Source organism: Chitinophaga sp. sic0106 (assembly GCF_019219075.1).
In the GTDB taxonomy this organism is placed as follows: Bacteria; Bacteroidota; Bacteroidia; order Chitinophagales; family Chitinophagaceae; genus Chitinophaga.
The window spans coordinates 77,627-100,683 of sequence record NZ_JAHUWJ010000013.1 but is presented as its reverse complement, the minus strand read 5'-3'; the positions used below and the strand labels follow the sequence as shown (position 1 = coordinate 100,683).

Sequence of the window (23,057 nt, the reverse complement as noted above, 5' to 3'; positions counted from 1 at the left end):
CTCTTTGCCCAGTGCTATTATGGTAATTTATCTAATAACACGATTCCGTGTTTAAGTGCATACGTCACTAACCCCACTCTTGTTTTTACCTGCAGCTTGGCAAACAGGTTATCGCGGTACCCATCGATGGTACGTGCGCTGAGGCACATTTGGTCGGCAATTTCCTTATAGGTCAGCTCTGTGCATACCAACTTGAGGAAAGTGATTTCTTTTTCGGTGAGGTTGGTTGCGAACCGGGTGGTGTTGCCTTCTTCTTCAGCCTCGTTGATGGAGTGGATGAGCTTTCCGGTGACCATTTCTGAATAGTAGAATCCTTTGTGGATGAGGGAGCTCATGGCTTCGCGCAGCTCGGAGGGTTCGCTGTCTTTAAGGATATATCCTTTAGCGCCGGCTTTAAACATGCGTACGATGGATTGTTCATTGTCGTACATAGAAAGAGCAAGCACTTTCACGCCCGGATAATTTTTCTTTAGCCACAGGCAGGTTTCATAGCCATCCATTTCGGGCATGTTGATGTCAAGCAGGATGATGTCCGGCAGGTTTTCGGGCGACAGTGCATTGATGAGTTCCTTACCGTTATTGGCTTCAAACAGCAGGTGGTAGTCATCAAAACTGGCGATAAGGGTGCCGAGGCCTTTACGGAATAGCACGTGATCATCTACCAGTACTATGCTTATTTTTTTGTTCATATGATTTGTTGTGGAAGCAGGTAGGGCAGGTTGACCGTCACGATGGTGCCGCTGGGCACATTATCTGTGATTTGCATGGCTGCGCCGATAAGGCTGCTTCGTTTATACATGCTGCGCAGGCCTATGCCGCTTGTTTCCTGTTGTTGCAGTTTGGAGGAGATGCCTTTACCGTTATCTGCGATTTCCATGAGGCACTGATCGGGGCGGTAATCAAGCATTATCCGGATGGAGGTGGCTTGCGCGTGTTTGATAATGTTGTTTAAAACTTCCTGAAATATACGAAATAGTATTAACTCTTTATTGGCTTCCACGCGTACGGGGTTCCCTTCGATATGGAATTCGATTTCAAAGGCGCCGGTGCGGCGCAGAATTTCTACTTCCTGGCCTATTCCGGCGCAGAGGCCTTTATCGGCGATGAGGTCGGTATCCAGGCTGCGGCTAAGATTACGCAGGTCGTGAATCGCTTTGGTCAATAATTTTTTGGAGTCGGTAATTTTCTCATGCAGGTCATTGGTATTGGCGGCATCCATGGTGCTCACATGGAGTTTAACCAGGCTGAGTACCTGCCCGATGTTGTCGTGAATTTCCTGAGAGATATTTTTTTGTGTTTGTTCTTTAATTTCCAGCTGCGCCCGGAGTAGCTCCTGGTCGTAGGTGGATTTTAATTGCTGTTTTTCCTGTTGGTGTGCGGCCCTGCGGCGCAGGTATATCATCCAGAAGGCGATGATAAAGCTGATCAGCAGGAGAAACAGCAGGGTGGCCATTACGATGCTTAAGATGATGTCATTTTCCATTTCCACGATGATGTGCTATGCTGGCAGTGGTTACACGATAATCCTTCCATATTCCGATGGTGAAGAGGCCATACATAGTGATGTTAAAAATACTCTGGATCACCCAGAGCTGGGTAATAACTGAATCCGGGTGAACTTTTATATACTGCCATAATGAAAATACCAGCATGGTGCAGGGAGCGTACAGCAAGATCCCGGTGAGGTACCAGAAGAAAGGCTGGGAAGGAGAAATCCCGTCCGTTACTTCGTACTGATCGAGGATGATGAGCAGTATCCATCCGGTGTACACCAGGTTGTTGACGGATACGGCCTCGCTGAGGAACCGGGCCGACAACCCGCTCCAGCTGACCAAGCCAATATTGAAGAGTGTTACTAAACACGTTGTGATGATAAATAGCCGTTGCCGGCGTTTATTGATAATTTTAGGGTATAAAAGCCAGCCTATAAGTGCTATCTCTGCTAAAGTGTACAGATTGTATGTTGTATTCAGCATGGGGCCTTTAAGGACGAAAGCTCTCATAAGCTGAGGGATAGTAGCAAGCGCTACTATCCCCATTATAATTCTGGTATCTGCTGACGTGGATCTGATACAATAAATGCCCAACAGTAGCGGGCATATTACAATCCAGATCGAAATTTCGCTCAAGACTTCCTGTAGATGCATAAGGCCATTGGTATAGTACGCAATTGGGGGCGTGGTTACGCAAAATACTGAAGTTCCGGCGAAATTTGCGGATCATCGTCAGACATTATTAATCTGGGTCACGTTAGTGGCTGGCGGATGTTCCAGGCCCACATAAGGCGGATCGCCGGCAGCTACTATTGCTTTTGCATGTATAGCCCCGTCCTTCATGCCGGTGGCCTCCAGGATAATGCCGCCTTCCTGAACGGCGTTCATGTCCTTGGTAACAGGGTCCAGGCAAGGGATGATCATTACTGTTGGCTCACCTATTTTGAAGTTAGGACTGGCCTCCGGATGAGCGCCTTGTACCACACTGAAATAATCAGCACCACTGTTGAGTAGTTGCTGCAGTTCTTCTCTGGTAAACTTAAACGAATTCTGCGAACTGAGAAAATAGTTGGTAACTGCCTCGTCGTGCAGGATGCCGGTGGCAATCCGCAGTCCGAGCTCCATTTTACGGTAATAGCTTTTACGTGCTTCCATAATCCGGCGGGCCTCTTCGAGGTTGATTTCCTTACCGGGTTCAAATTGTTGTTCCATCAAGTTGAAGTTTTAGGGATTGGTTGTATAATACTGTTTGTTAATTGCATTCCGAAATAGGGTGGTGCCCACTATTAGAGCACAGGAGCACCGCCCGCATCTTTGGGGAACGATACACTGCGCTAATATGATAGCGCCGGATAAGGAAAATATTGATCAGACCCAGTGAAATGGACAGCCATTGTTTCCGAATCAGAAACAGCAGCCACCTCCAGTTTGTTGTAAGGAACTACATAAGAATTATAATCGGGGAAAACAGACCTCGGATGATGTGAGTACATCGCCAATTGTATGGATACAAACAGCAGTAAAACGAGAAAAAACTTCATCTCTCAGTATTTTAGTAACAGTAGTTTCGGTTCTGGTGCCAAATGTAAAATTGCGCCCGACATTTAACAATGTGGAAAACAACCGGAGCAATACCGTGTTTTAACGGTATTTAACGGGGATGGCTATATGTAGATGCTGATAAGATATTGTAAATGAAGAATAAATGGCATTAACTTTTCTTGTGAATGCCTGCCTGGATTCCTTTACATCTCCCCGCAATAATATATACCCAAAAAGCCTTGAACAGCATGATAACCAGTAGATATTTAGTATCTTTTACCATAAAACCTATTATTTTGGAATCCAGACTGCTGCGGACTCGCTTAATTTATCTAGTGCTTGTACTCATGTGCTTTGGGGTGGGCCTGGAAGAAGCGAGCGCCATTGCCCCGCCACAGGACAGTATCCGAAACATAACGGATACACTTCGTACGCTCCTGCTAAAAGAGGCCGGTACCAGTACGGAAACGTTTAAAACCCATCAGGTATCTGTGCAACAGGATTTACTGCTGGAGTCCCTGATTAAGAATATCCGCGGTACCCGCGATTATCTGAAAGCGGGCATTGATACTGTTGGGATTAATAATGAAATAAAGGACCTCCGTGTAAAATATAATATCGCCATTGATGGGATACTCACCAATAAAGGTTCCACTCAAACAGAAAGAAACCTGACCTCTTCCTATAAGCTGCTGCATGAGTTGCTGAGTCGTGCCCAGAAACGGGATCAGCAGGCAATACAGATCAAAAACAAACTGGTTACCTATCGAAATACTTTTGATAGTCTAAATTCTGATCCACGGCTGTACATTTTATCAAAGGACTCAGCAGAGTTCATGGGGTATTTGCAGCAGCTGGTGGTAGCCGCCACGGAAGTACATCCGATAGAAACTACGCTTACCCAGGGGCTGAAGAATGTGCAGCTGTCGAAAATGAGAGCGGATTTACTGGTGTACCAATTGCAATCTGCCCTGGAGCAGATCGATCAGTTTGAGCGGCAGCTTTCAGCTAATACTTTTCGAAAGGAGGTGAGTTATCTCCATGAGCCACCCATTAATTCCAGGCCTTTTCAGGATATTGTGACAGAGTCATGGAAAAAGGGGAAGTTAATCCTGAGTTTTTACCTGCGTAACAATGCTGCCTTGTTGGGTGTGATATTGTTGCTGTTGGTTTTTGCCATCGTTTTCCTGCGATCGCTGAAGAATAAGGTCAGAAACGGTCATATTCCGAAGGAGGATCAAAAAAAATACCTGGTACTTAAAATGCCGGTAGTATCCGCATGGATTGTGGTGCTAAGTATTTTTCAGTTTATTTTTCCTAATCCTCCCTTTATTTTCAGCGCCATCATCTGGGTGAGTACTGCCGTATGCCTGACCATATTATTTGGCAGCTATATCACCCGCTACTGGATGGTGTTTTGGGTAGGTATGTGTTTGCTGTTTATCCTGGCATGTGCCGATAACCTGTTGTTGCAGGCGAGTCGAACAGAACGTTGGATCATGTTGCTGCTGGCAGTTGCCGGTGCTGCCTGGGGGCTGATTTTTTTATTCAAGGGAAGAAGGGAAGTTCTCCGGGAAAAAGCCATCATATATTTTATTATTTACCTCGTGGTGATTGAATGTTTGTCGGTGCCGGCCAATATTTACGGGAGATATAATCTGGCAAAAGCACTGATGACGAGTGGTTTTATCAGTGTAATTGTAGCAATTACTTTTCTCTGGACTGTCCGACTGATCAATGAAGCTTTAACCCTGGCATCAGATATTTTCGAAATTCCGGAGCGCCGCCTGTTTTTTATCAATTTTGATGTGGTTGGTAAGAAGGCGCCTTCATTTCTCTATGTGTTTCTCGTAATAGGTTGGTTCATCCTGTTTGCACGCAACTTTTATGCGTTCAAGCTGGTAACAGCGCCTATACTGGACTTTCTGTTTCAGCAGCGAACCCTGGGTAGTTATAATTTCTCCTTCTTTAACCTGCTTGCTTTCTTTGGTATATTGATATTGTCATCCGTAGTTTCAAGAATTGTATCGTTTTTTGCCTCCGATGGACCCAGTGCGAAGGATGAAAATAAGCCAGGACTAGGCAGCTGGCTGCTGCTGATCCGCATTGCCATCATTGTAATGGGGGTATTGCTGGCCTTTGCCGCTACCGGTATTCCGCTGGACAGAGTGATGATTGTGCTGGGTGCACTGGGCGTAGGCGTGGGCTTTGGGTTGCAAACTATTGTACATAACCTGGTGAGTGGCGTAATACTGGCTTTTGAAAAACCGGTGAATGTTGGGGACCTGGTGGAAGTAAAAGGGAAAACCGGAACTATTAAAAACGTAGGCTTCCGCAGCAGTGTGCTGGAATCGGTGGATGGCGCCCAGGTCACCATTCCTAACGGAGATTTGCTCAATGATCACCTGATTAACTGGAGTAAAAATAATGCCCTCCGCCGCAATGAAATAGTGGTAGGGGTGGGCTATGATACCGACCTTAAGACAGCGGAAAAATTATTATTAACGCTGATGCAGGAACATCCTCAGGTGGTGAAGCTGCCAGCGCCGCTGGTATTCGTAAATTCCTTTGATGAAAGTGCTATCCAGCTTCAGCTATACTTCTGGACGATGGGTATACGTACACCCAAGGCGGTGAAGAGTCAGCTGATTATGAGTATACAACAGGTTTTCAAAGAAAATGGTATTACCATTCCTTATCCGCAATCCGACTTGCATATCTTCAATAACCTACCTCCGGAAAAATAAACTCATAACCGCTTATAAATGTAATATTGACAATTATAAATAAAAGTCTATTTTAGTGTTACCAATTTAACACGTTATTTACCTATTCCATAAGCGTTATGAATAATAGATTTTTAAAAGTCTTTTTTACAATTATTTCATTTTTTATAGCAACCAACAACACCACCGCAGGTATACAGCCGGGCCACCCGGATTCTGTATACCTGTTTTCTTACAGCACCGCTAAAAACAATTATCACAACGGTTTGCACTTTGCATGGAGCATTGATCAGCAACACTGGACGCCGGTAGGCAACGAGCACAGCTATGTGCGCTGCGACTATGGCCGATGGGGGAGTGAAAAGCGTATGATGCAGCCTTTCCTGTTTTTCGATAAACAAGGACAGTGGCAGCTGGTATGGTCGCTCAATGAAAACGTGCCGGCATTCGGTCACGCTTCCTCTGAAAACCTCACCTACTGGGGGCGCCAGAGCTACCCAGCTGTAACCCAGGGGAAAAACTTCAGGAATCCTGTTGTGTCGTATAACAACAGCACCAATGTCTACCAGATAACCTATAACGATAGTACCCAACAGTTTTTCCAAATCACCACTACTAACTTTAAAGACTACACGAATCCAAAAGAAATTACCCCGGTATCTAACCCAAGCATTGAGCTGGAATTGCCTACAGGAAAGGGGTATGGGCAACTACACCGCGTGCCGTGGAGCATGTTGGAACAACTGTTACGGACCTACGAAACAGAACAGTTCAGCAAACAGCAGGATGCAGAAAGTACCAGCAACGATGCCGCCCGTTTTGCCAAACTGAAAACCTTACAGGCCAGCATCATTGCACAGCCACAACAGGCAAAGCCTATCAGCGACATGCTCATGGGCGTGTTCTTCGAAGATATTAACTACGCTGCCGATGGTGGCTTATATGCAGAGCTGATTCAAAACCGCGATTTTGAATACTCGTTATCCGATAAGGATTACCGTGATAAAACCTGGAACAGTACGCACTCCTGGATTGCCAACGGGCTGCAATTTACCGTAGACAGCACCCATGCCATTCACGAAAATAACAGGCACTATGCAGTGCTGACGGCCGCACAACCCGCTGGTACGCTGCAAAACAGTGGCTTTGACGGTATCAATGTGCCAGCGGGCAGCAAATATTATTTTTCCATGTTCGCCAGGCCGCTAGCCAGCAGGCAGGTAACATATGTTGTAAGCCTGGTTGCCGCAAACGGTACGGTGCTTGCCAGCGCTAACCTACGTTTTAACGGCAGCAGCTGGAGCAGGCAAGCTACGGTACTCACCGCCACCACCGGAGACGCTAAGGCACACCTGGAAATCAAACCCCTGCAACCCGGCACCAGCGCTATTGATATGGTTTCGCTGTTTCCACAACAAACGTATAGGCAGCGCACCAACGGCCTCCGTGCCGACCTCGCCGCCAGCATTGCCGCACTGCACCCGCGCTTTGTGCGCTTTCCCGGTGGCTGCGTAGCACATGGGGACGGACTCGCTAACATTTATCAATGGAAAAATACCATCGGGCCACTGGAGGCACGTAAGCCACAGCGCAACTTATGGGGGTATCATCAGTCGGCCGGACTAGGCTATTTCGAATACTTCCAGTTTTGCGAAGACATTGGTGCAGCACCGCTGCCCGTAATAGCTGCCGGCGTGCCTTGCCAGAATTCAGGCACCGGCGGAGGCGGACAGCAAGGCGGTATACCTATGGAAGATATGCCTGCCTATATCCAGGATATCCTGGACCTGGTAGAATATGCCAACGGCAGCATCAACACTACCTGGGGCAAGCAGCGAGCGGCAGCTGGCCACCCGGCACCATTTAATTTAAAATACATCGGCATCGGTAATGAGGACCTGATCACAGATATCTTTGAAGAACGCTATGCTATGATCATTAAAGCCGTAAAGGCAAAATATCCGGGGATCACCATCATAGGAACCGTAGGACCATTTTGCAAGGGAACGGATTATGAGGAAGGCTGGAAGCTGGCGGACGCGTTGCAGCTCGACTGTGTGGATGAACATTACTACCAGCCTCCGGGATGGTTTATCAACAACCAGGATTTTTACGATAAATATGACCGCAAAAAATCCAAAGTATACCTGGGTGAATACGCAGCACATGCTGCCGGAAAAGTGAACAACCTGGAGTCGGCCCTGGCTGAGGCCTTGTACCTCACCAGTGTGGAACGCAACGGGGATGTAGTGTCCATGGCATCGTATGCGCCGCTGCTGGCCAAAGAAGGCCATACCCAATGGCGCCCGGATCTCATCTACTTCAACAACCAGGATGTAAAAACAACTGTAAATTACGAGGTGCAGCACCTGTTTGGTAAATATGCCGGTACCACGTATATACGGGGAACGGTTACACTCTCTGATGGCGCAGAGGCAGTGCGCAAGCGCTTTGCCAGCTCCATTACCCGTAATAAAGCCGGAGAGGTGATCGTGAAGATGGTGAACATGCTGCCGGTGGAAACCAATACCAGCATAGATTTGTCGGGTATGCTATCGCAGGAAGTGAAAGCAGAAAAGGTGGAACTTTCCGGTGATCCTGCTGGTACAGGTGCGAAAGCAGTACCGGCTAACATCTCCCTTAAAACAAAGACTAACCTGACGTTGGCACCTTATTCACTTACGGTGCTGAAATTTAAACCCTGATGCCACGTATGAAGCGATTAGTAATTTTCCTTGTCACAATTATATTAGCGCCAACAACCTTGCTGGCAGCCAACTCCGACAGTGCCTACCTGTTTGTGTATTTCACCGGCAACCGAAAAAGTGAAGAAGCTGTCCGTTACGCCATCAGTACCGATGGATACCGGTTCAGGTCTCTCCATAACAATGAACCTGTGATATCATCTGCGGTAATCAGTTCTACAGGTGGTGTGCGTGATCCGCATATCCTCCGCGGGCAGGATGGCAAAACGTTTTACATGGTAGTAACGGACATGGTATCTGCCAACGGCTGGAACAGCAACAGGGCCATGGTACTGCTGAAATCTACCGATCTGATTAACTGGAAATCTGCTGTGGTCAATATCCAGCAGCGATTTAGCGGGAATGATAGTTTGCTGCGTGTATGGGCGCCACAAACGATTTATGATAAGAAGGCCGGGAAATATATGGTGTACTGGTCCATGAAACATGGACAGGATGCGGATAAGATCTATTACGCGTATGCAAACAATGACTTTACGGACCTGGTCACCGAGCCTAAGCAACTATATTTTAGTCCGAATAACGGCGCCTGCATCGATGGGGATATTGTGGAAAAAGACAATCGTTACTATTTGTTTTTTAAAACAGAGGACGGGCATCCTGGTATTCGTGTAGCCGTTTCCGATAGCGTGAATGGCGGTTACCAGCTTCGTCCCGGTGAGGTACAGCAAACGCAGAATCCCGTGGAAGGCAGCGGTGTGTTTAAACTCAATAACAACGAAGGGTACATCCTCATGTACGACATGTATACCACCGGGAAATACCAGTTCACCAAAAGTAAAGATCTGCAACATTTTGAGGTAGTGGATAAGGAAGTGAGCATGGATTTTCAACCGAGGCATGGCACAGTGATGCCGATTACTGCGACGGAATTATCGAGACTGGTGTCGAAATATGCCACAGCAGCAGGTTTCATGGGGACTATTCATGACCCTGGCATTCGAAAACTGAATATTACAATGGATACCTTGCAGCGTACGGTGCAGGTGATGGTAAAACCCGGAACGGATCTGAAGCGGATGCAGCCTATGTTTCAGCTGGTGCCAGGGGTGAGCATTACGAGGATAGGTAAATCTGATTTTTCGAAAGGTGCTGTTGATTATAAGGTAAGTATTAAGGGGAGACCTGCCGAAACGTGGTCTGTAAAGGCGGTTGCCAATAACAACACCGTACTGGATGGATTCTATGCTGATCCGGATGTACTGTATTCCGCTAAAACCGGGAAATATTATATCTATCCTACCAGTGATGGATTTGCGGGCTGGTCGGGCACTTATTTTAAATGTTTTTCTTCGCCTGACCTGGTGACCTGGAAGGATGAAGGAAAAGTACTGGACCTGGAAACTGATGTAACCTGGGCCCATGGCAAGGCCTGGGCTCCCTGTATTATTGAGCGGAAGGAAGGCGGCGCCTACAAATATTACTATTATTATACGGGAGAGCAAAAGATCGGACTAGCAATTGGCGATGATCCAAAAGGGCCTTTTAAAGATATCGGGTATCCTTTGATCGATAAGCATCCGGCAGGTGTGAACCGCGGGCAGGAGATAGATCCCGAGGTTTTTCATGATCCGGTGAGTAATAAATATTTCCTCTACTGGGGTAACGGGTATATGGCAGCCGCTGAGCTTTCTGACGACATGCGGTCATTAAAAGAGGGCACGCTGCAACTGATTACACCTGATAAAACTTTCCGGGAAGGAACCACTGTTTTTTACCGCAACGGTAAATATTATTTCCTCTGGTCCGAAAATGACACACGCAGTGAGGATTACCGGGTGCGCTATGGTACGGCGGATTCGCCCCTTGGGCCTATTCACGTGCCGGCAAACAATATGGTAATTGCAAAGGATACTGTTGCCGGCATTTATGGCACAGGGCATAATTCTATTATCCAGGTGTCGGGAAAAGACGAGTGGTATATTGTTTACCATCGCTTCAACTATCCGAATGGCATTCATTGGGGGCGGGCTGCGGGATACAGCAGGGAGGTGTGTATTGACCGGATGTATTTTAATGAAGATGGAAGTATAAGGGAGGTAGTGCCCACGCATAAGGGAATTACAAGGTAATGGATAGTAGGGCCGGCAGAAATGCCGGCTCTAAGGGATTGAATATTTTTACTATTTTTATCCCCGACTATGTCCGCCGATTCCAACTATAGTGAAATTGAGATCTTGCGCCTAATTGCGGAGGGGGATGAGCAGGCCTTTACGGTCCTGTATAACCGCTATTGGAATAAAGTATATACTTACCTGCTGCGGATGACCAAATCCCACGAAATAGCAGAAGAACTACTCTACGATATTTTCACTAAACTATGGACAGGCCGTGAACTGATTACGGAAATACAGCATATGGATGCCTTCCTGTCCAAAGTGGCCTATAATAAAGCTATTAGCTTTTTCCGTTATACGGCGAGTCAGCGTAAGATGCAGCAGTATGTGGCCCAGCAAATGGAGCATGCCCAGGTGGATGATGCCGCCGATAAGCTGCTGGAAGGCGAAACGCGGGAGCTACTGCAGGAAGCCATCCGGCAACTTTCTCCGCAGCGGAAGCTGGTGTTTACCCTTTCCCGGGAGCAGGGCCTCACCCATGAGCAGATAGCCAGTCAACTGAATCTTTCTACACAAACAGTTAAGAAAACAATGTCGAACGCCCTGAGTGCCATCAGGGAATTTTTGCATAAGCGAGGCGTGGAAGGCGCGCTGCTACTGTATTTTTATATGGAGTCAAAAAAATAGCACTTTTTTTTCTTTGCCGATACCTCCTGCCTCTTTTATATGCGTCTATAATATATAAGCCACTTTTTTAAAGATGACTGACCAGTTGAAGCGATTACAGTATTTGTTCGGGAAATATGCCAGTGGAGAAGCCTCCGCTGCGGAGTTGCAGGAGTTCTGGCAACTGGTGGCTACCCATGGGGAAACCGGCTTCTTATCGGACCAAATGCAGGAGTGGTGGCAGCAGGAGGACCTGAGCGCCGGTGTAGACGGGCAAAAAACGCTGCAACGTATACTGGCTAAACCACAGCCAAAGGTGCGCCGTTTACAGCCGCTGTGGGCTGCCGCTGCCGCCGCCATTTTATTATTAGGTGGTGCAGTTTTCTACTTCCTGCATCAGCAAAAAACAGCGATGCCCCTGGCTAAAGTGGTAAATGCTTCCTATAAAAATGATGTGATGCCCGGGGTAACCGGTGCTACGCTTACGCTTGCGGATGGCACGGTGGTGCCGCTGGACAGCGCCGGTAGTCAGTTATCGCTGGTACAGGGAAGTACTCAGGTATCAGCAGTGAACGGAACCATTGCCTATAGCGGAGCGGTAACATCTCCCGAAAAAATAATTTATAATACCCTTACCACCCGCAGGGGCCAGCAATACCCGCTGCGACTATCCGATGGATCACTGGTGATCCTCGACGCCGGCTCCAGCATTACCTATCCGGTAGGCTTCCCGGCAGACAGGCGGGAAGTGCAGGTACATGGGCAAGCATGGTTTGAAATCACTGCGGACGCAGCCAGACCATTCACCGTTAAAAATGATGAAATTAGTATAGCCGTATTAGGAACATCTTTCAACGTAAAAGCTTATGAAGAGGAAAGTGGGCTGGAAGTGACGCTGGTAGCCGGTTCTGTAAGAGTCAGCAACGGCAGCAGTAACAAAGTGCTCATGCCAGGGCAACAAGCTGTTTTATCAGGCAATGATATTAAGGTAAATGCCAATGCTGCCATTTCGGAAGCCACCGCATGGAAAGACGGCAACTTTGAATATAAAAGCCGAAGCCTGACCCATGTAATGCAGGATGTAGCAAGATGGTATGATATTGAAATCGTGTACGACGGCGCCAAACCAACCGATACTTTTACCGGTGGCTTCAGCCGCTCCATCACACTAACAGAATTACTGACTATTCTTGAAATGAGCAGAATTCATTTCAAACTGGAAGGAAGAAAATTAACGGTGTTATCCAGGTAGTATCCGGAACAAGCCGACGCACCGTATTCGACCAAAATTTTATAAGTCTAAAACCAACCAAAAGTATGCAGTCAACTGCTAAGGGGACAACCTGTCCGCAAAAAATGGGCAATCGGGCTATGCAGCCAGGCAAAAAAGGATGGAATGCCATGGTATTGTTGGTAGTGCTAATTTTATCCGCACCCGCAATTTTTGCGCAATCCATCAGCATGAGCGGTAAGCAGTTATCACTCTCTAAAATTCTGCCGGAACTGAAGCGGCAAAGCGGCTACCAGTTTTTTTACAATGATGCCATGCTGAGCAAAGCATCACTTGTATCACTGGATGTTAAAGAGATGCCATTGCAGGAGGTACTGCGTATCATCTTCAAAAATCAACCCCTGACCTATGCAATAGTGGCTAAAACCGTGGTGGTGAAAGATACCAGCGTCGCTTCCATGATAGATGTAGCAGGGGTGGTGAAAGATGAAAATGGAAACCCCGTTTCCGGCGTCAGTATCCAGGAAAAAGGGAAGTCCAAAGGTGCTATTTCCAGCGGCGATGGGCGTTTTGCCATCAACGACGTAGCACCCAACGGGGTACTATTGTTTTCAGGCCTGAACGTGGAGATCATGGAAATAAAACTCAACGGGAAAGGCGACCTGGCAACTATTACACTTCGTACCAAGGTGACGGCCCTCAATGAAGTGAATGTAGCGGTGTCCACCGGCTACCAAACCATTTCAAAAGAGCGCAGCGCCGGCTCCTATTCCAAGCCCGACATGAAAGTCATTGCAGAACGTTCAACGAGTATGAACATTCTGCAACGGCTGGATGGTCAGATCCCCGGTCTGGTGATCAACAACTCACCCAGTGCCACCACCGATGGAAATACTTTTCTCATCCGCGGTTTGAATACAATTAATTCCGATAAAAACCCGCTCGTGGTAGTAGACGGTATAGCCATCGACGTTAGCCGGATATCCACCATCAACCCCCAGGATGTGGCCGATATCACCGTTTTGAAAGATGCCACTGCGGCCTCCATCTGGGGCGCAAGGGCCTCTAACGGTGTGATCGTTATCACTACCAAAAAAGGGAAAGCCGGTAAACTCAAAGTAGGCTACGACGGTTTCGTGAGCTTCCAGGGAAAACCACAGTACGACTACTTTCCCATGATGAACAGCAGCCAGTATATCCAGGCGGCTAAAGACGCGTTTGATCCGGTGTACATGCCTTATACCCGTGCAACCACCTACGATCCGCTCAACTCCGTGTATGGCCTGGCGCCAGACCGGCAGATATTATATGATATCAGTCGCGGTGTGCTAACCCAGGAACAAGGCAACGCCAAGCTGGACAGCCTTTCCCGCATCAATAATCTTTCTTCCATTGGTGACTTATACCGCCCCGCCCTGCTTACGAACCAAACAGTATCTGTAAGCGGTGGTTCCGAAAAACATCAGTTCTATAACTCCTTTTCCTATACCGATAATAAGTCCTATACTCCCGGCAGCAGCGATAAGACTTTTAAGCTGAATACCCGTCAGGATTTCAGTTTTAATAAATGGCTGAAAGTATTTGTGAGCGCAGACCTTACAAATAACAATACTTCGGAAAACCGCTCCATCACTGCCGATAACCGTTATATCCCTTACCAGCTTTTCAGAGATGAAAATGGCAACAGCATCGACATGCCGTTTATGGGCTACCTGAGCGAAAGGCAGCGACCTGATATTGAAAAAACCGGTAAAATCGGGATGAACTATAATCCGATAGAGAATGCCAACACCGGCTATACGAAAAGCAATACTTTCAGCGGCAGGTTTAATACCGGCCTTACAGTGAAACTTTACAAGGGGCTCAGCTTTGAAGGTATGTACGGATATATTAAGGAATCTGGCAGACGTCGTTTGTACGATGACGTTAGCAATTACCTGCAACGTGTAAACATACTGAATTACGCTGTGGCAGCCAGCAATGGAACTGTTACCTATAACATGCCTACCAAAGGCGGTAAGTATACGGTGTATAATTCTTCCCTGGATAACTGGGTGGTGAGAAATCAATTGCACTATGATAAAAACTGGCTGGGGGGAAAGCATCAGCTGACAGCACTGGCAGGTGCTGAAGCACAGCAGCAAAGAACGATTATGAACAGGAGTACGGTGTATGGCTATGATGTGGACATGCAAACCTTTCCGGTTCTGGACTACAAAACGCTGACGACAACCGGAGTGATGTACCCGATCATGCCGAACCAGATTGATAAGGTAAGCTCTAAGTTATCGGCCGGTGATAGTGAGAGTGGTGCATACTTTGGAGAGTCTGAAGCAGTGCCGTTATCACGTTTTACTTCTTACTACGGCAATATGGCGTATATGTTTAACCGTAAGTACAATCTGAACGCCAGCTGGAGAAATGATCAGAGTAACCTGTTTGGATTGAATAAATCCGCACAGCGTAAGCCGGTATGGAGTGTAGGCGGTAAATGGAACATGGCCAACGAAGGATTCATTCAGCAGCTCACGTGGATAGATGCGCTGAGCATACGTGCCACTTATGGGCTTACGGGAATGTCGCCAAGGCCAGGGTCCGCATCTTCCTATGATATTTTTAACCCTTCCATTGTACGGTATGTGCCAGGTGGACAAGCATTGGCGATTGCCACGCTGAGCAACCCGGACCTTACCTGGGAAAGCACTAAAACTTATAATCTTGGTATCGACTTTGGCGTGCTGCACGGTCGTTTGAGCGGATCTGTTGATTTATATAAGAAGAATACCGAAAACCTGCTGGGCAACCTGCCGGTGAATCCGCTGGCAGGCACTAACTACATCTATGGTAACGTCGGCTCGCTGAACAATAAAGGGATAGACGTAGCGCTCAATTCCATTAACGTGCAAACGCGGGATTTTATCTGGAGCAGTACCCTGAATCTCTCCTATAATAAGAATAAACTGACGAACCTGGGATTACTAACGGCACCGGTTACACGCGGTGATCAATTGATTGGAAAAAACTACGTGGTGGGCTATCCTGCATTCTCTGTATTTACCTATAAATACGCAGGACTGGATGCCATGGGCGATCCGCAAATACAGCTGGCCGATGGAAAAGTTACAAAGGCGCAGAATGTGACTAAACCGGAAGATATCGTGTTCAAAGGCGTGTACCAGCCATTGTGGAGTGGTGGATTCGCCAATATGTTTAACTACAAAGGTTTTACGCTATCGGTAAATGCCATTTTCAATATGGGTAATGTGATGTACAGAAGTGTGAATACCCTGTACTCAGGCACGGTGAATATTTCAGCGCTGAATTTCAGAAGTGGTAATATCCATGAAGAATTTGCCAATCGCTGGAGGCAGCCTGGTGATGAAAAATTCACCAATATTCCAGGCTTTATTGCCAACGCATCTACCAGTAGTAACCGTAGGTATACGGCTTATTATACTAAGGGAGATGTAAATATTGTGGATGCTTCATACATCAAGGTAAGGGATATTACCCTCTCTTATCAGGTGCCTAATAAAGTGCTGCGTATGCTTCGCGCGGAAGGACTTTCATTCCGGGCGCAACTTTCCAACGTGATGCTGTGGAAAGGAAATAAATATGGTCTTGATCCTGAATTCTCCAACAGCACTGCCACCGGTGCTTCCAGCGCGATGCCATTTAATCAGAAAGCCATCACCATTGGTGCTCACTTAACGCTCTAAAAATGATCCGCATGAAAAAGGTTGCGAAAAAATTAGTAATACTTTCACTTTCCATAATAGGCCTGGTGCCGATGAGTTGCAAAAAGGACTTTTTGGAAGTAACGCCAAAGGGTAAACTGATTGCACAAAAAACAGCTGATTATGACTTGATCCTGAACTAGTCGTCCTTGCATCAGTTCCAAATATTTTCTCCGGGAGTGATGGGAGATGAGGTGACAGGTTCGCCAAATTTTACCACGTTAGGGTTTGGGATGATGACGCTGGCCGATCAGGAAGCCTTCAAGTGGGCAGATGATATTTACCTGTCGACCAATACCGACTCTGAAATTGCTGCGATGGTAAAGCAGGTTTACCTCTATAACAAGGTGATAAAAGAGGTGATGTCATCTACCGGCGGTACGGAAGCGCAAAAGAAGTCCATACTGGCGGAAGCGCTTACCGGCAGGGCCTGGGTACATTTTTTACTGGTAAACCTGTATGGTAAGCCATATAATGCTGCTACCGCAAAAACAGACCTGGCATCTCCGCTGTTCATGAATGCGGATGTGACGCAGACCAGTTTTAGCAGGGCTACGGTGCAGCAGTTATATGATCAGATTATTGCTGATCTGAACGAGGCTATTCCGTTGTTACCGGCAAACATCAGCAACAGGGCCAGGGCTGCAAAGCCTACAGCACAGGCTATTTTAGGCAAGGTATATATGTATATGCAGCAGTGGCAGGAAGCCTCGCCGTTGCTCAATGCATTTATTGCCGCATTGCCGGCAGCTACAACCAATGTGGGGCTGTATGATTATCACAAGGAATTTGCGACTGGTGGTACTTTCCTGCCTATTGATCCGATGTATGGCCCTAGTCGGCTGATGGTGGATATGGACAAGGAGGTGGCTTATATGAAGTCAGGCCAGCGTATATACGGCGCGGGTTTAGATGGGGTGATCCTGAGTGCTGCTACTGCCGCCTTATTCACCGCCAGTGATGAAAGGCTGAAGTTTTACAGTACGGAAACCTGGCTGACTTTTGAAACTTATCCTAATGGGATGCGGCGTGCCTGGGGGCAGTCGTACGCCAACTTTGGGGTAACCGTTCCCGATATGTACCTGCTGGCGGCGGAGTGTAAAGCCCGGTTGGGTCAAACTGCTGAGGCGGCGGAAGATCTGAAAAACTTCCGGTTGACCCGTGTGTCCGCAGCCGACGCGCCGGTGCCGGCGGCGATTGCAGGCAACAAAATTTCCCTGTTGAAATACGTCATGGAAGAGCGTATCCGTGAGATGGCGATCACCGGTGAACGCTGGTTTGATATGCGCCGCTTGTCCGTAGATTCTGATTTAGCGGGCACTGTTGGGCACACGCATACGGTGGTGGATATAAAAGGTAATATAACGGCAACGTATACACTAAAGCCTGAGCGACTTACCATGCGTTTCCCGATTTATGTGATGGATAACAATCCTGGCATGACTAATAATCCTTAATAAAACAATCTGCGATGAAGAAATATCTGTTATTACTCAGTTGCCTGTTGATGGCGGCTGCAGGCATTGCCCAGCAAGGATATACGCTGAAAATTAAGCTCAGCAATTATAAAAATTATACACCCTGGCTGGTGTATGTAGAAGGAAATAAACGGAAGGTAGACAGTACCTATACCCTGGAGAAAGGATATATGGTCATGAAGGGTGCGGTGAGTGAGGCGATGGTTGCTTCACTGAGTCTGAAAGGGAACCCAGCACTGGAATTGCGTGTAGATGGGGAAACTATTCCGGCCCCATACTTGTCATTTGTATTGTCCAATGAAGTGATTACTATCAGTGGAGATGCAGACCGAATTTATGCAGCAAGTGTAAAGGGAGGGAAAGGTAATAAGGAATGGGAAGCTATCCGCGCTCAGCAAAACAAGATGGAGGATTCCGCGTGGACGGCTATTCGTAAAGCCGCTGCGGCTTATACGCCTGGTGCCACACCTGGTTTCAGGAAGATAGCCAGTAAAATCAACTATGCCAATGCGGACCAGGAGCGTGCGTTGCAGCAGTCTTTCACTGTGAAGTATCCTAACTCAATTTTGAGCATGTACTACCTGTACCGCACACACGTATTTATGCCGGAGGATACGCTGAAAATCGCCTACGACAAGCTGGGGCCTGAAGCTAAAAAAAGCTGCTATGGCCGCATTGTAGGGGATAAGATAGCGAGTCTGGAAGCTACCGCTATTGGTAAAGCGGCGATTGATCTGCGTAAGAAGGATATGCATGGTAATGAGGTGAGTCTGGCTACGCTGAAGGGTCGTTATGTGCTGCTGGATTTCTGGGGTACCTGGTGTCATCCCTGCCGTGCTTCTCATCCTCATTTGAAGGAGCTGTACAGCAAGTATAAGGGGGATGGTCTGGAGATAGTAGGCATTGCTTCTGAGAATGGTTCCGACCTCGAGAAAAACCGTAAAGGCTGGCTGGAAGCTATTGAGCAGGATGGTATTAACTGGGTGAATGTGCTGAATAATGAGGGTATTGCACAGTTTGATGCAGTGAGTGCTTATGGGATTGCTGCTTTTCCGACGAAGATATTGCTGGACAAGGAGGGGAAAATAATAGGCCGTTGGATTGGGGATAGTCACGATGTGGATGTGAAGCTGAAGGAGGTGTTTGGGAAGTAGGGAGATATTGTACTTTATTTTACAGCGGCTGTATCATATTTTGATGCGGCCGCTTTTTCTTTTGTGCTTGATGGCTGGTAATAAAATTTTATTTTCGTGTAGGGGTGAATTCACCTGTTTATGAATCCTGAAACACGGTACGTTATGGCAAAAGGTAAATCTACTGAAAACCGTTTATCGGCTACTGAGCGTGAGGCGCTGTTGAATATTTTGCAGCGTCGTTTTGAGCAGCATATGTTGCGGCACAAAGGTATTTCCTGGGAGGAAGTACAGGAGCGGCTGAATGCGGCGCCTGGCAAGTGCTGGTCATTGCAGCAGATGGAGGAAACAGGTGGGGAGCCGGATGTGATTGGGCGGAATGGTAATTCCGATGAAATTGTTTTTTGTGATTGTTCGGTGGAAACGCCGAAGGATCGTCGGAATGTGTGTTATGATGCGGCGGCTTTGGCCTCGCGTAAGGAGCATAAGCCGGGGGATAGTGCCGTAGCGATGGCGGAGGCGATGGGGATAAGATTGTTAACGGCGGAGCAGTACCATTGGTTGCAGGAGCTGGGGCAGTTTGATTTGAAGACTTCCAGCTGGGTGATGACGCCGGATGGGGTCAGGAAGCTGGGAGGGGCTTTGTTTGGGGACAGGCGCTATGATCAGGTGTTTATATATCATAATGGGGCGTCGTCTTATTATAGTTCCCGGGGTTTTCGGGGGCTGTTGATGGTGTAGTTAGTTGGTATATGTCTTTTTATGGCAATATAGTGGATAGATATACACTTTTGTCGGGGTATATGCTTAACAGCTTTGGGATTGCGGTATGATGTTTTTTTGGAGGCAGGCACCTTACATTTACGGACAGACTTAATATAAAAGCCTATTTTTCTCGCTATGAGGCGAGCTTATTCCTGTCATTTTACGACAAACCATTCTCTGACATTGCCCTCGTTATGGAGGTGGGCCTGCATGCATCTTTCAAGTAAGTCCTTGCGATCATGTTCATGTTTACGAAATACCATTCCCACCATTAGGTGGGCGTGCCTGTATGCTCCGCCGTCAGCCACCCCGCTGCGCGCCGCGAGGTTGGCATAGCTGGCAGGTATGATACTTATTCTATTGTTTAGTCATGATAGTGGTCATCCTGTCACCTCTTACGATGGTATTTTCTATATAAAAGGTGATGGTTTTACAGTCATAGGCGGTGATGGTACCATGCAGTACGCCGTCAATGACAAGGTTACCATTTTTAACTTCCCAGGTACCGTTATCGTTGCCATTCGGGTCGCATTGGATACCGAGGTCTTTATAATCATAGGTACCATCGCTTTTCAGGGATAACAGGTCGTCTTTTTCACATGGGTCTTGCAGGGGCATATAGTCTATCGGTGTTTTAGACGAACTTTCGCGGTACTGGATGCCGGTTAGTTTATAATTGCCTGCGATGCCGGTTATACTTATTTCACATCCGTTGGTTGGTTTACTGTCTTCTTTTTTACAGGAGGAAAACAGGGTTGCGAATGCAAGGGCAGCTACGGCCAGGGTAATGGTGCTTTTCATATTCATCTTTTAAATTGATATACCAGTAATACCCACCTCAGAGAAGGAATGGTTGGGTAGTTCCGGAAAAATATTTTTTTTCAGGGATACCCAACCCTTTGAAAAATTCAGAGGTATTATTGACAGACGGAGTCATTTAATTCCCGTTTAATATTATTTTAGACTTGAAAAGATTTTAGCATCAGATGAACAGCTGGTTATTATTATTAGGTCTCTTTTTCCTGGCAGCTTGTGGGCCCTCCATGAAACTGACCGTACCGGAGCGCTTCCGCGAGCAGGCTACTATGCAGCATGTAAGCGGTGCTCATAAAAATAAAATGTCGTTTGCCAATTACAGTACATCCCGTATTAAGAGAGGTATGCAAATCAAATATCCTGGTTGGGGGAAACTGTTTTTCCTGGACAATCTGGTACTGAACCAGTTTGGAATATCAAAGGCCGAGACAGTGGAAAATGAAAAAGCCCGTTTCAGGTTCTCTATCAGTGACGGTAGTAATACCGTACAGGTATTTGGAGCGGAGCTGGAAGTAGAAAAGCGGCATGAATATTCAGTGCTTAACAGCAAAAGCATACTTAATGGTATTGGTATTGTTCAGCAATACGAATATGTATTTTCGGCCAAAATCAGCGGGGATACTGCGCAGGCAGGCCGCAACTGGGAAGTGCTGATGACGAACCTCTACGACCGTAAGATCACCAAGGATACGAATCCCTTTGGGCTGTTCAAACAGGAAGACAGCGGCCTTGCCACCAATGGGACAGACACCATCTTCATAAAACCACTCAGTATTAAAAAAACTGAAATGTCCAATGGGAAAAGCGGGAAGCTCCCCTGGAAGGTCCTGTCTGGCTATGAACTGAGTACTGCCGGTGGCGTTATCGGCATCCTCGACCTGGTAGATCATAACATCTGGTATTATAATGAGCTCGACAGCACAGAGAAGTTGAATATCAGCGCTATTTCCACCGCCCTATTGGCCAGGCAGGTCAATAATGCGAAATGGTAATTAGGTTAGGCAACCAATGAATAAACTGTATTAAAGGATTGAAGAACATCTGGAACAGGATTTAAACAATATTATCATCGTTTGTCGGAGTGGCGACAGAAAAGCGCAGGAACAGCTGTTTAGACAGCTCTACGCGTTTGGTATGGCTATTGCCATGCGATATGCCGCCGATGAACAGGAAGCAGGAGATATATTAGGGCAATCCTTCGTGAAAATGTTTCGCAGTCTGCATACATTCGATGGTAGCAAAGGTAATATCCACGGCTGGCTGAAAAGAATTATCATTAACGAAGCGTTGGACCATATCAAACAACGCAGCCGCTTCAGTCACCTGGAACTGGATACAGCTGAGGAACCATTTGTGCAAAACACCGTGATGGAGAAAAACGATGCTGCCGAAATATTACAACTTATCAGACAACTGCCACCAGCCACACATGCGGTGTTTGTTTTATACGCCATCGACGGATATACGCACCGGGAAATTGCCACCCACCTGAATATTAGTGAAGGTACCAGTAAGTGGCATCTCAGCGAGGCAAGGAAAATACTACAGCAAAAATTAACGGTAATTAGTAAATAGTGAATTCACCCAGACCATCCGAAAAGTTAATGGCGACATTGCTCAGCCAGGTGCCTGTTCCAGATATGGCGGACAGCATCTGGGCAGCTATTGCCGTGCAGATGGATGCAATGGGGGATAGTGCGGATGGTATGGATATACCGGAACATAAGGAAGACGAGGATAGGACGCAGATGACTGATGGAGCGGATGCACCGCAAGTGACTGTTGATGCGGATGCTCCGCAGATGACTGCTGATGAGAATGCACCGCAGGTGTCTGTTAGTGGGGATGCACCACAGAGCCCTGTTGATGAGGGTACGCTCCAAATACCTGGAGATGCGGATACTCCGCAGATGACGGAAGGCGCAAACACGCCGAATATGACCGGTATTAAAGAAGCTGAAGCTGTTGCTTCCGCCGCTAACTCCTCCGAAATACCTGATCTTACCAGCCAATCAAAACAACCTACCCATGCCGAAGAGGTTGATAAATCCAAGATAGCCCGCATATTCGGTAAGATCACTACCGGCGGCTGGATCAGTCTCGCCAGCGCCGCCGCGGCCGCAGTGGCGGGTTCTTTCATGCTTACGCTTCACACCAAACAACCGGTGCTGCCTGCAGCACCGTCCCGGTCTGTACCACAGAAAACATTGATCGTTCCCAACGAGGATTCTTTCTCCGTTGACCCGGATAATATTATCACCCTGCCGGCTATACGTATGTCCGTACCTATAGATTCCCTGCTGTTCCATCCGGACACCATCCAGATGGCGCCACAAACTATAGATACCCCTGCTGTGGAACAGACCGAACCCATGGCAGATCCGGTGGCCCCACCTCCGGCAACACTTCCCCCGGCAGCGCCTACAACAGAACAACCCAAAACAAAGAAACCGAAAGGAGTGGGTGGGATTACAGATGATGACTATAAAATAGGCGTGAAAAAAGATTCTACAATAAAAAATGAATAAGGTTTATCCTGATACACGGAGTCATTACAGCAGTCCGGTTTTCAAATAGAAACTGCTAAAAAAATGGCGACGCTTTAGCAGCGCCGCCCTCCATAATAGTTACTATTTCAATAGCCTTTC

At 47.2% G+C, this 23,057-nt stretch carries 18 protein-coding genes; 13 read left to right on the top strand and 5 right to left on the bottom strand.

Features of this window, described 5'->3' with window-relative positions; genetic code table 11:
• Window positions 1-17 precede the first annotated feature (17 nt).
• From KW844_RS18985 to KW844_RS18970, 4 genes are all read right to left on the bottom strand, one after another.
• Entirely contained in the window at window positions 18-689 is a 672-nt protein-coding gene (locus KW844_RS18985; protein WP_218378359.1) for a response regulator transcription factor, read from the bottom strand.
• Entirely contained in the window at window positions 686-1,483 is a 798-nt protein-coding gene (locus KW844_RS18980; protein WP_218378358.1) for a sensor histidine kinase, read from the bottom strand. The genes KW844_RS18985 and KW844_RS18980 overlap by 4 nt, the downstream gene beginning before the upstream one ends.
• A complete protein-coding gene (locus tag KW844_RS18975; protein WP_218378357.1) occupies window positions 1,473-2,003 on the bottom strand; it encodes a hypothetical protein in 531 nt (176 codons plus the stop codon). Before KW844_RS18975 ends, KW844_RS18980 begins: the two co-directional genes overlap by 11 nt.
• 222 nt (window positions 2,004-2,225) lie before the next feature.
• Window positions 2,226-2,705 (bottom strand): hypothetical protein, encoded by a 480-nt coding sequence (locus KW844_RS18970; protein ID WP_218378356.1) that lies wholly within the window; start codon window positions 2,703-2,705, stop codon window positions 2,226-2,228.
• A gap of 665 nt (window positions 2,706-3,370) precedes the next feature.
• On the opposite strand from KW844_RS18970, the gene KW844_RS29445 reads away from it, so the two are divergent.
• The 10 genes from KW844_RS29445 to KW844_RS18920 all read left to right on the top strand — a co-directional run bounded on the left by KW844_RS29445 (window position 3,371) and on the right by KW844_RS18920 (window position 19,569).
• Window positions 3,371-5,782 carry a mechanosensitive ion channel domain-containing protein gene (locus tag KW844_RS29445; protein ID WP_218378355.1) on the top strand — a complete coding sequence of 804 codons (2,412 nt, stop codon included), beginning with the start codon at window positions 3,371-3,373 and terminating at the stop codon, window positions 5,780-5,782.
• A 98-nt stretch (window positions 5,783-5,880) separates the two neighbouring features.
• Window positions 5,881-8,466 (top strand): alpha-L-arabinofuranosidase C-terminal domain-containing protein, encoded by a 2,586-nt coding sequence (locus KW844_RS18960; RefSeq protein WP_255578526.1) that lies wholly within the window; start codon window positions 5,881-5,883, stop codon window positions 8,464-8,466.
• A gap of 8 nt (window positions 8,467-8,474) precedes the next feature.
• Complete coding sequence (locus KW844_RS18955) at window positions 8,475-10,598, top strand: family 43 glycosylhydrolase (protein ID WP_255578525.1); 2,124 nt, start codon at window positions 8,475-8,477, stop codon at window positions 10,596-10,598.
• Window positions 10,599-10,667: 69 nt separating this feature from the next.
• Window positions 10,668-11,270 (top strand): RNA polymerase sigma factor, encoded by a 603-nt coding sequence (locus KW844_RS18950; RefSeq protein WP_218378353.1) that lies wholly within the window; start codon window positions 10,668-10,670, stop codon window positions 11,268-11,270.
• Between the two features lie 73 nt (window positions 11,271-11,343).
• On the top strand, window positions 11,344-12,501 hold the full coding sequence (locus KW844_RS18945) for a FecR family protein (RefSeq protein WP_218378352.1): 1,158 nt from the start codon (window positions 11,344-11,346) through the stop codon (window positions 12,499-12,501).
• A gap of 119 nt (window positions 12,502-12,620) precedes the next feature.
• Entirely contained in the window at window positions 12,621-16,199 is a 3,579-nt protein-coding gene (locus tag KW844_RS18940) for a SusC/RagA family TonB-linked outer membrane protein (protein WP_218378351.1), read from the top strand.
• A gap of 11 nt (window positions 16,200-16,210) precedes the next feature.
• Entirely contained in the window at window positions 16,211-16,360 is a 150-nt protein-coding gene (locus KW844_RS18935) for a hypothetical protein (protein ID WP_218378350.1), read from the top strand.
• A 6-nt stretch (window positions 16,361-16,366) separates the two neighbouring features.
• Window positions 16,367-17,674 carry a RagB/SusD family nutrient uptake outer membrane protein gene (locus KW844_RS18930; protein ID WP_218378349.1) on the top strand — a complete coding sequence of 436 codons (1,308 nt, stop codon included), beginning with the start codon at window positions 16,367-16,369 and terminating at the stop codon, window positions 17,672-17,674.
• 14 nt (window positions 17,675-17,688) lie between these two features.
• Window positions 17,689-18,849, top strand: coding sequence for a TlpA disulfide reductase family protein (locus KW844_RS18925; protein WP_218378348.1), 1,161 nt, complete (start codon window positions 17,689-17,691; stop codon window positions 18,847-18,849).
• Between the two features lie 144 nt (window positions 18,850-18,993).
• Window positions 18,994-19,569, top strand: a complete 576-nt coding sequence (locus tag KW844_RS18920) for a DUF4256 domain-containing protein (RefSeq protein ID WP_218378347.1) — start codon at window positions 18,994-18,996, stop codon at window positions 19,567-19,569.
• Window positions 19,570-19,950: 381 nt separating this feature from the next.
• Here KW844_RS18920 and KW844_RS18915 read toward each other — a convergent pair whose 3' ends face one another.
• The gene (locus KW844_RS18915; RefSeq protein WP_218378346.1) at window positions 19,951-20,394 is read right to left on the bottom strand and encodes a lipocalin family protein; all 444 of its coding nucleotides are present in this window, start codon (window positions 20,392-20,394) and stop codon (window positions 19,951-19,953) included.
• A 185-nt stretch (window positions 20,395-20,579) separates the two neighbouring features.
• Here KW844_RS18915 and KW844_RS18910 point away from each other — a divergent pair, with 185 nt between their 5' ends.
• Genes KW844_RS18910 through KW844_RS18900 form a run of 3 tightly spaced genes read left to right on the top strand, consistent with a single transcriptional unit; the run spans window position 20,580 to window position 22,937 of the window.
• Entirely contained in the window at window positions 20,580-21,401 is an 822-nt protein-coding gene (locus KW844_RS18910; protein ID WP_218378345.1) for a hypothetical protein, read from the top strand.
• 37 nt (window positions 21,402-21,438) lie between these two features.
• A complete protein-coding gene (locus KW844_RS18905; RefSeq protein ID WP_370626503.1) occupies window positions 21,439-21,984 on the top strand; it encodes an RNA polymerase sigma factor in 546 nt (181 codons plus the stop codon).
• A 29-nt stretch (window positions 21,985-22,013) separates the two neighbouring features.
• On the top strand, window positions 22,014-22,937 hold the full coding sequence (locus tag KW844_RS18900; RefSeq protein ID WP_218378344.1) for a hypothetical protein: 924 nt from the start codon (window positions 22,014-22,016) through the stop codon (window positions 22,935-22,937).
• Window positions 22,938-23,057: the final 120 nt, after the last annotated feature.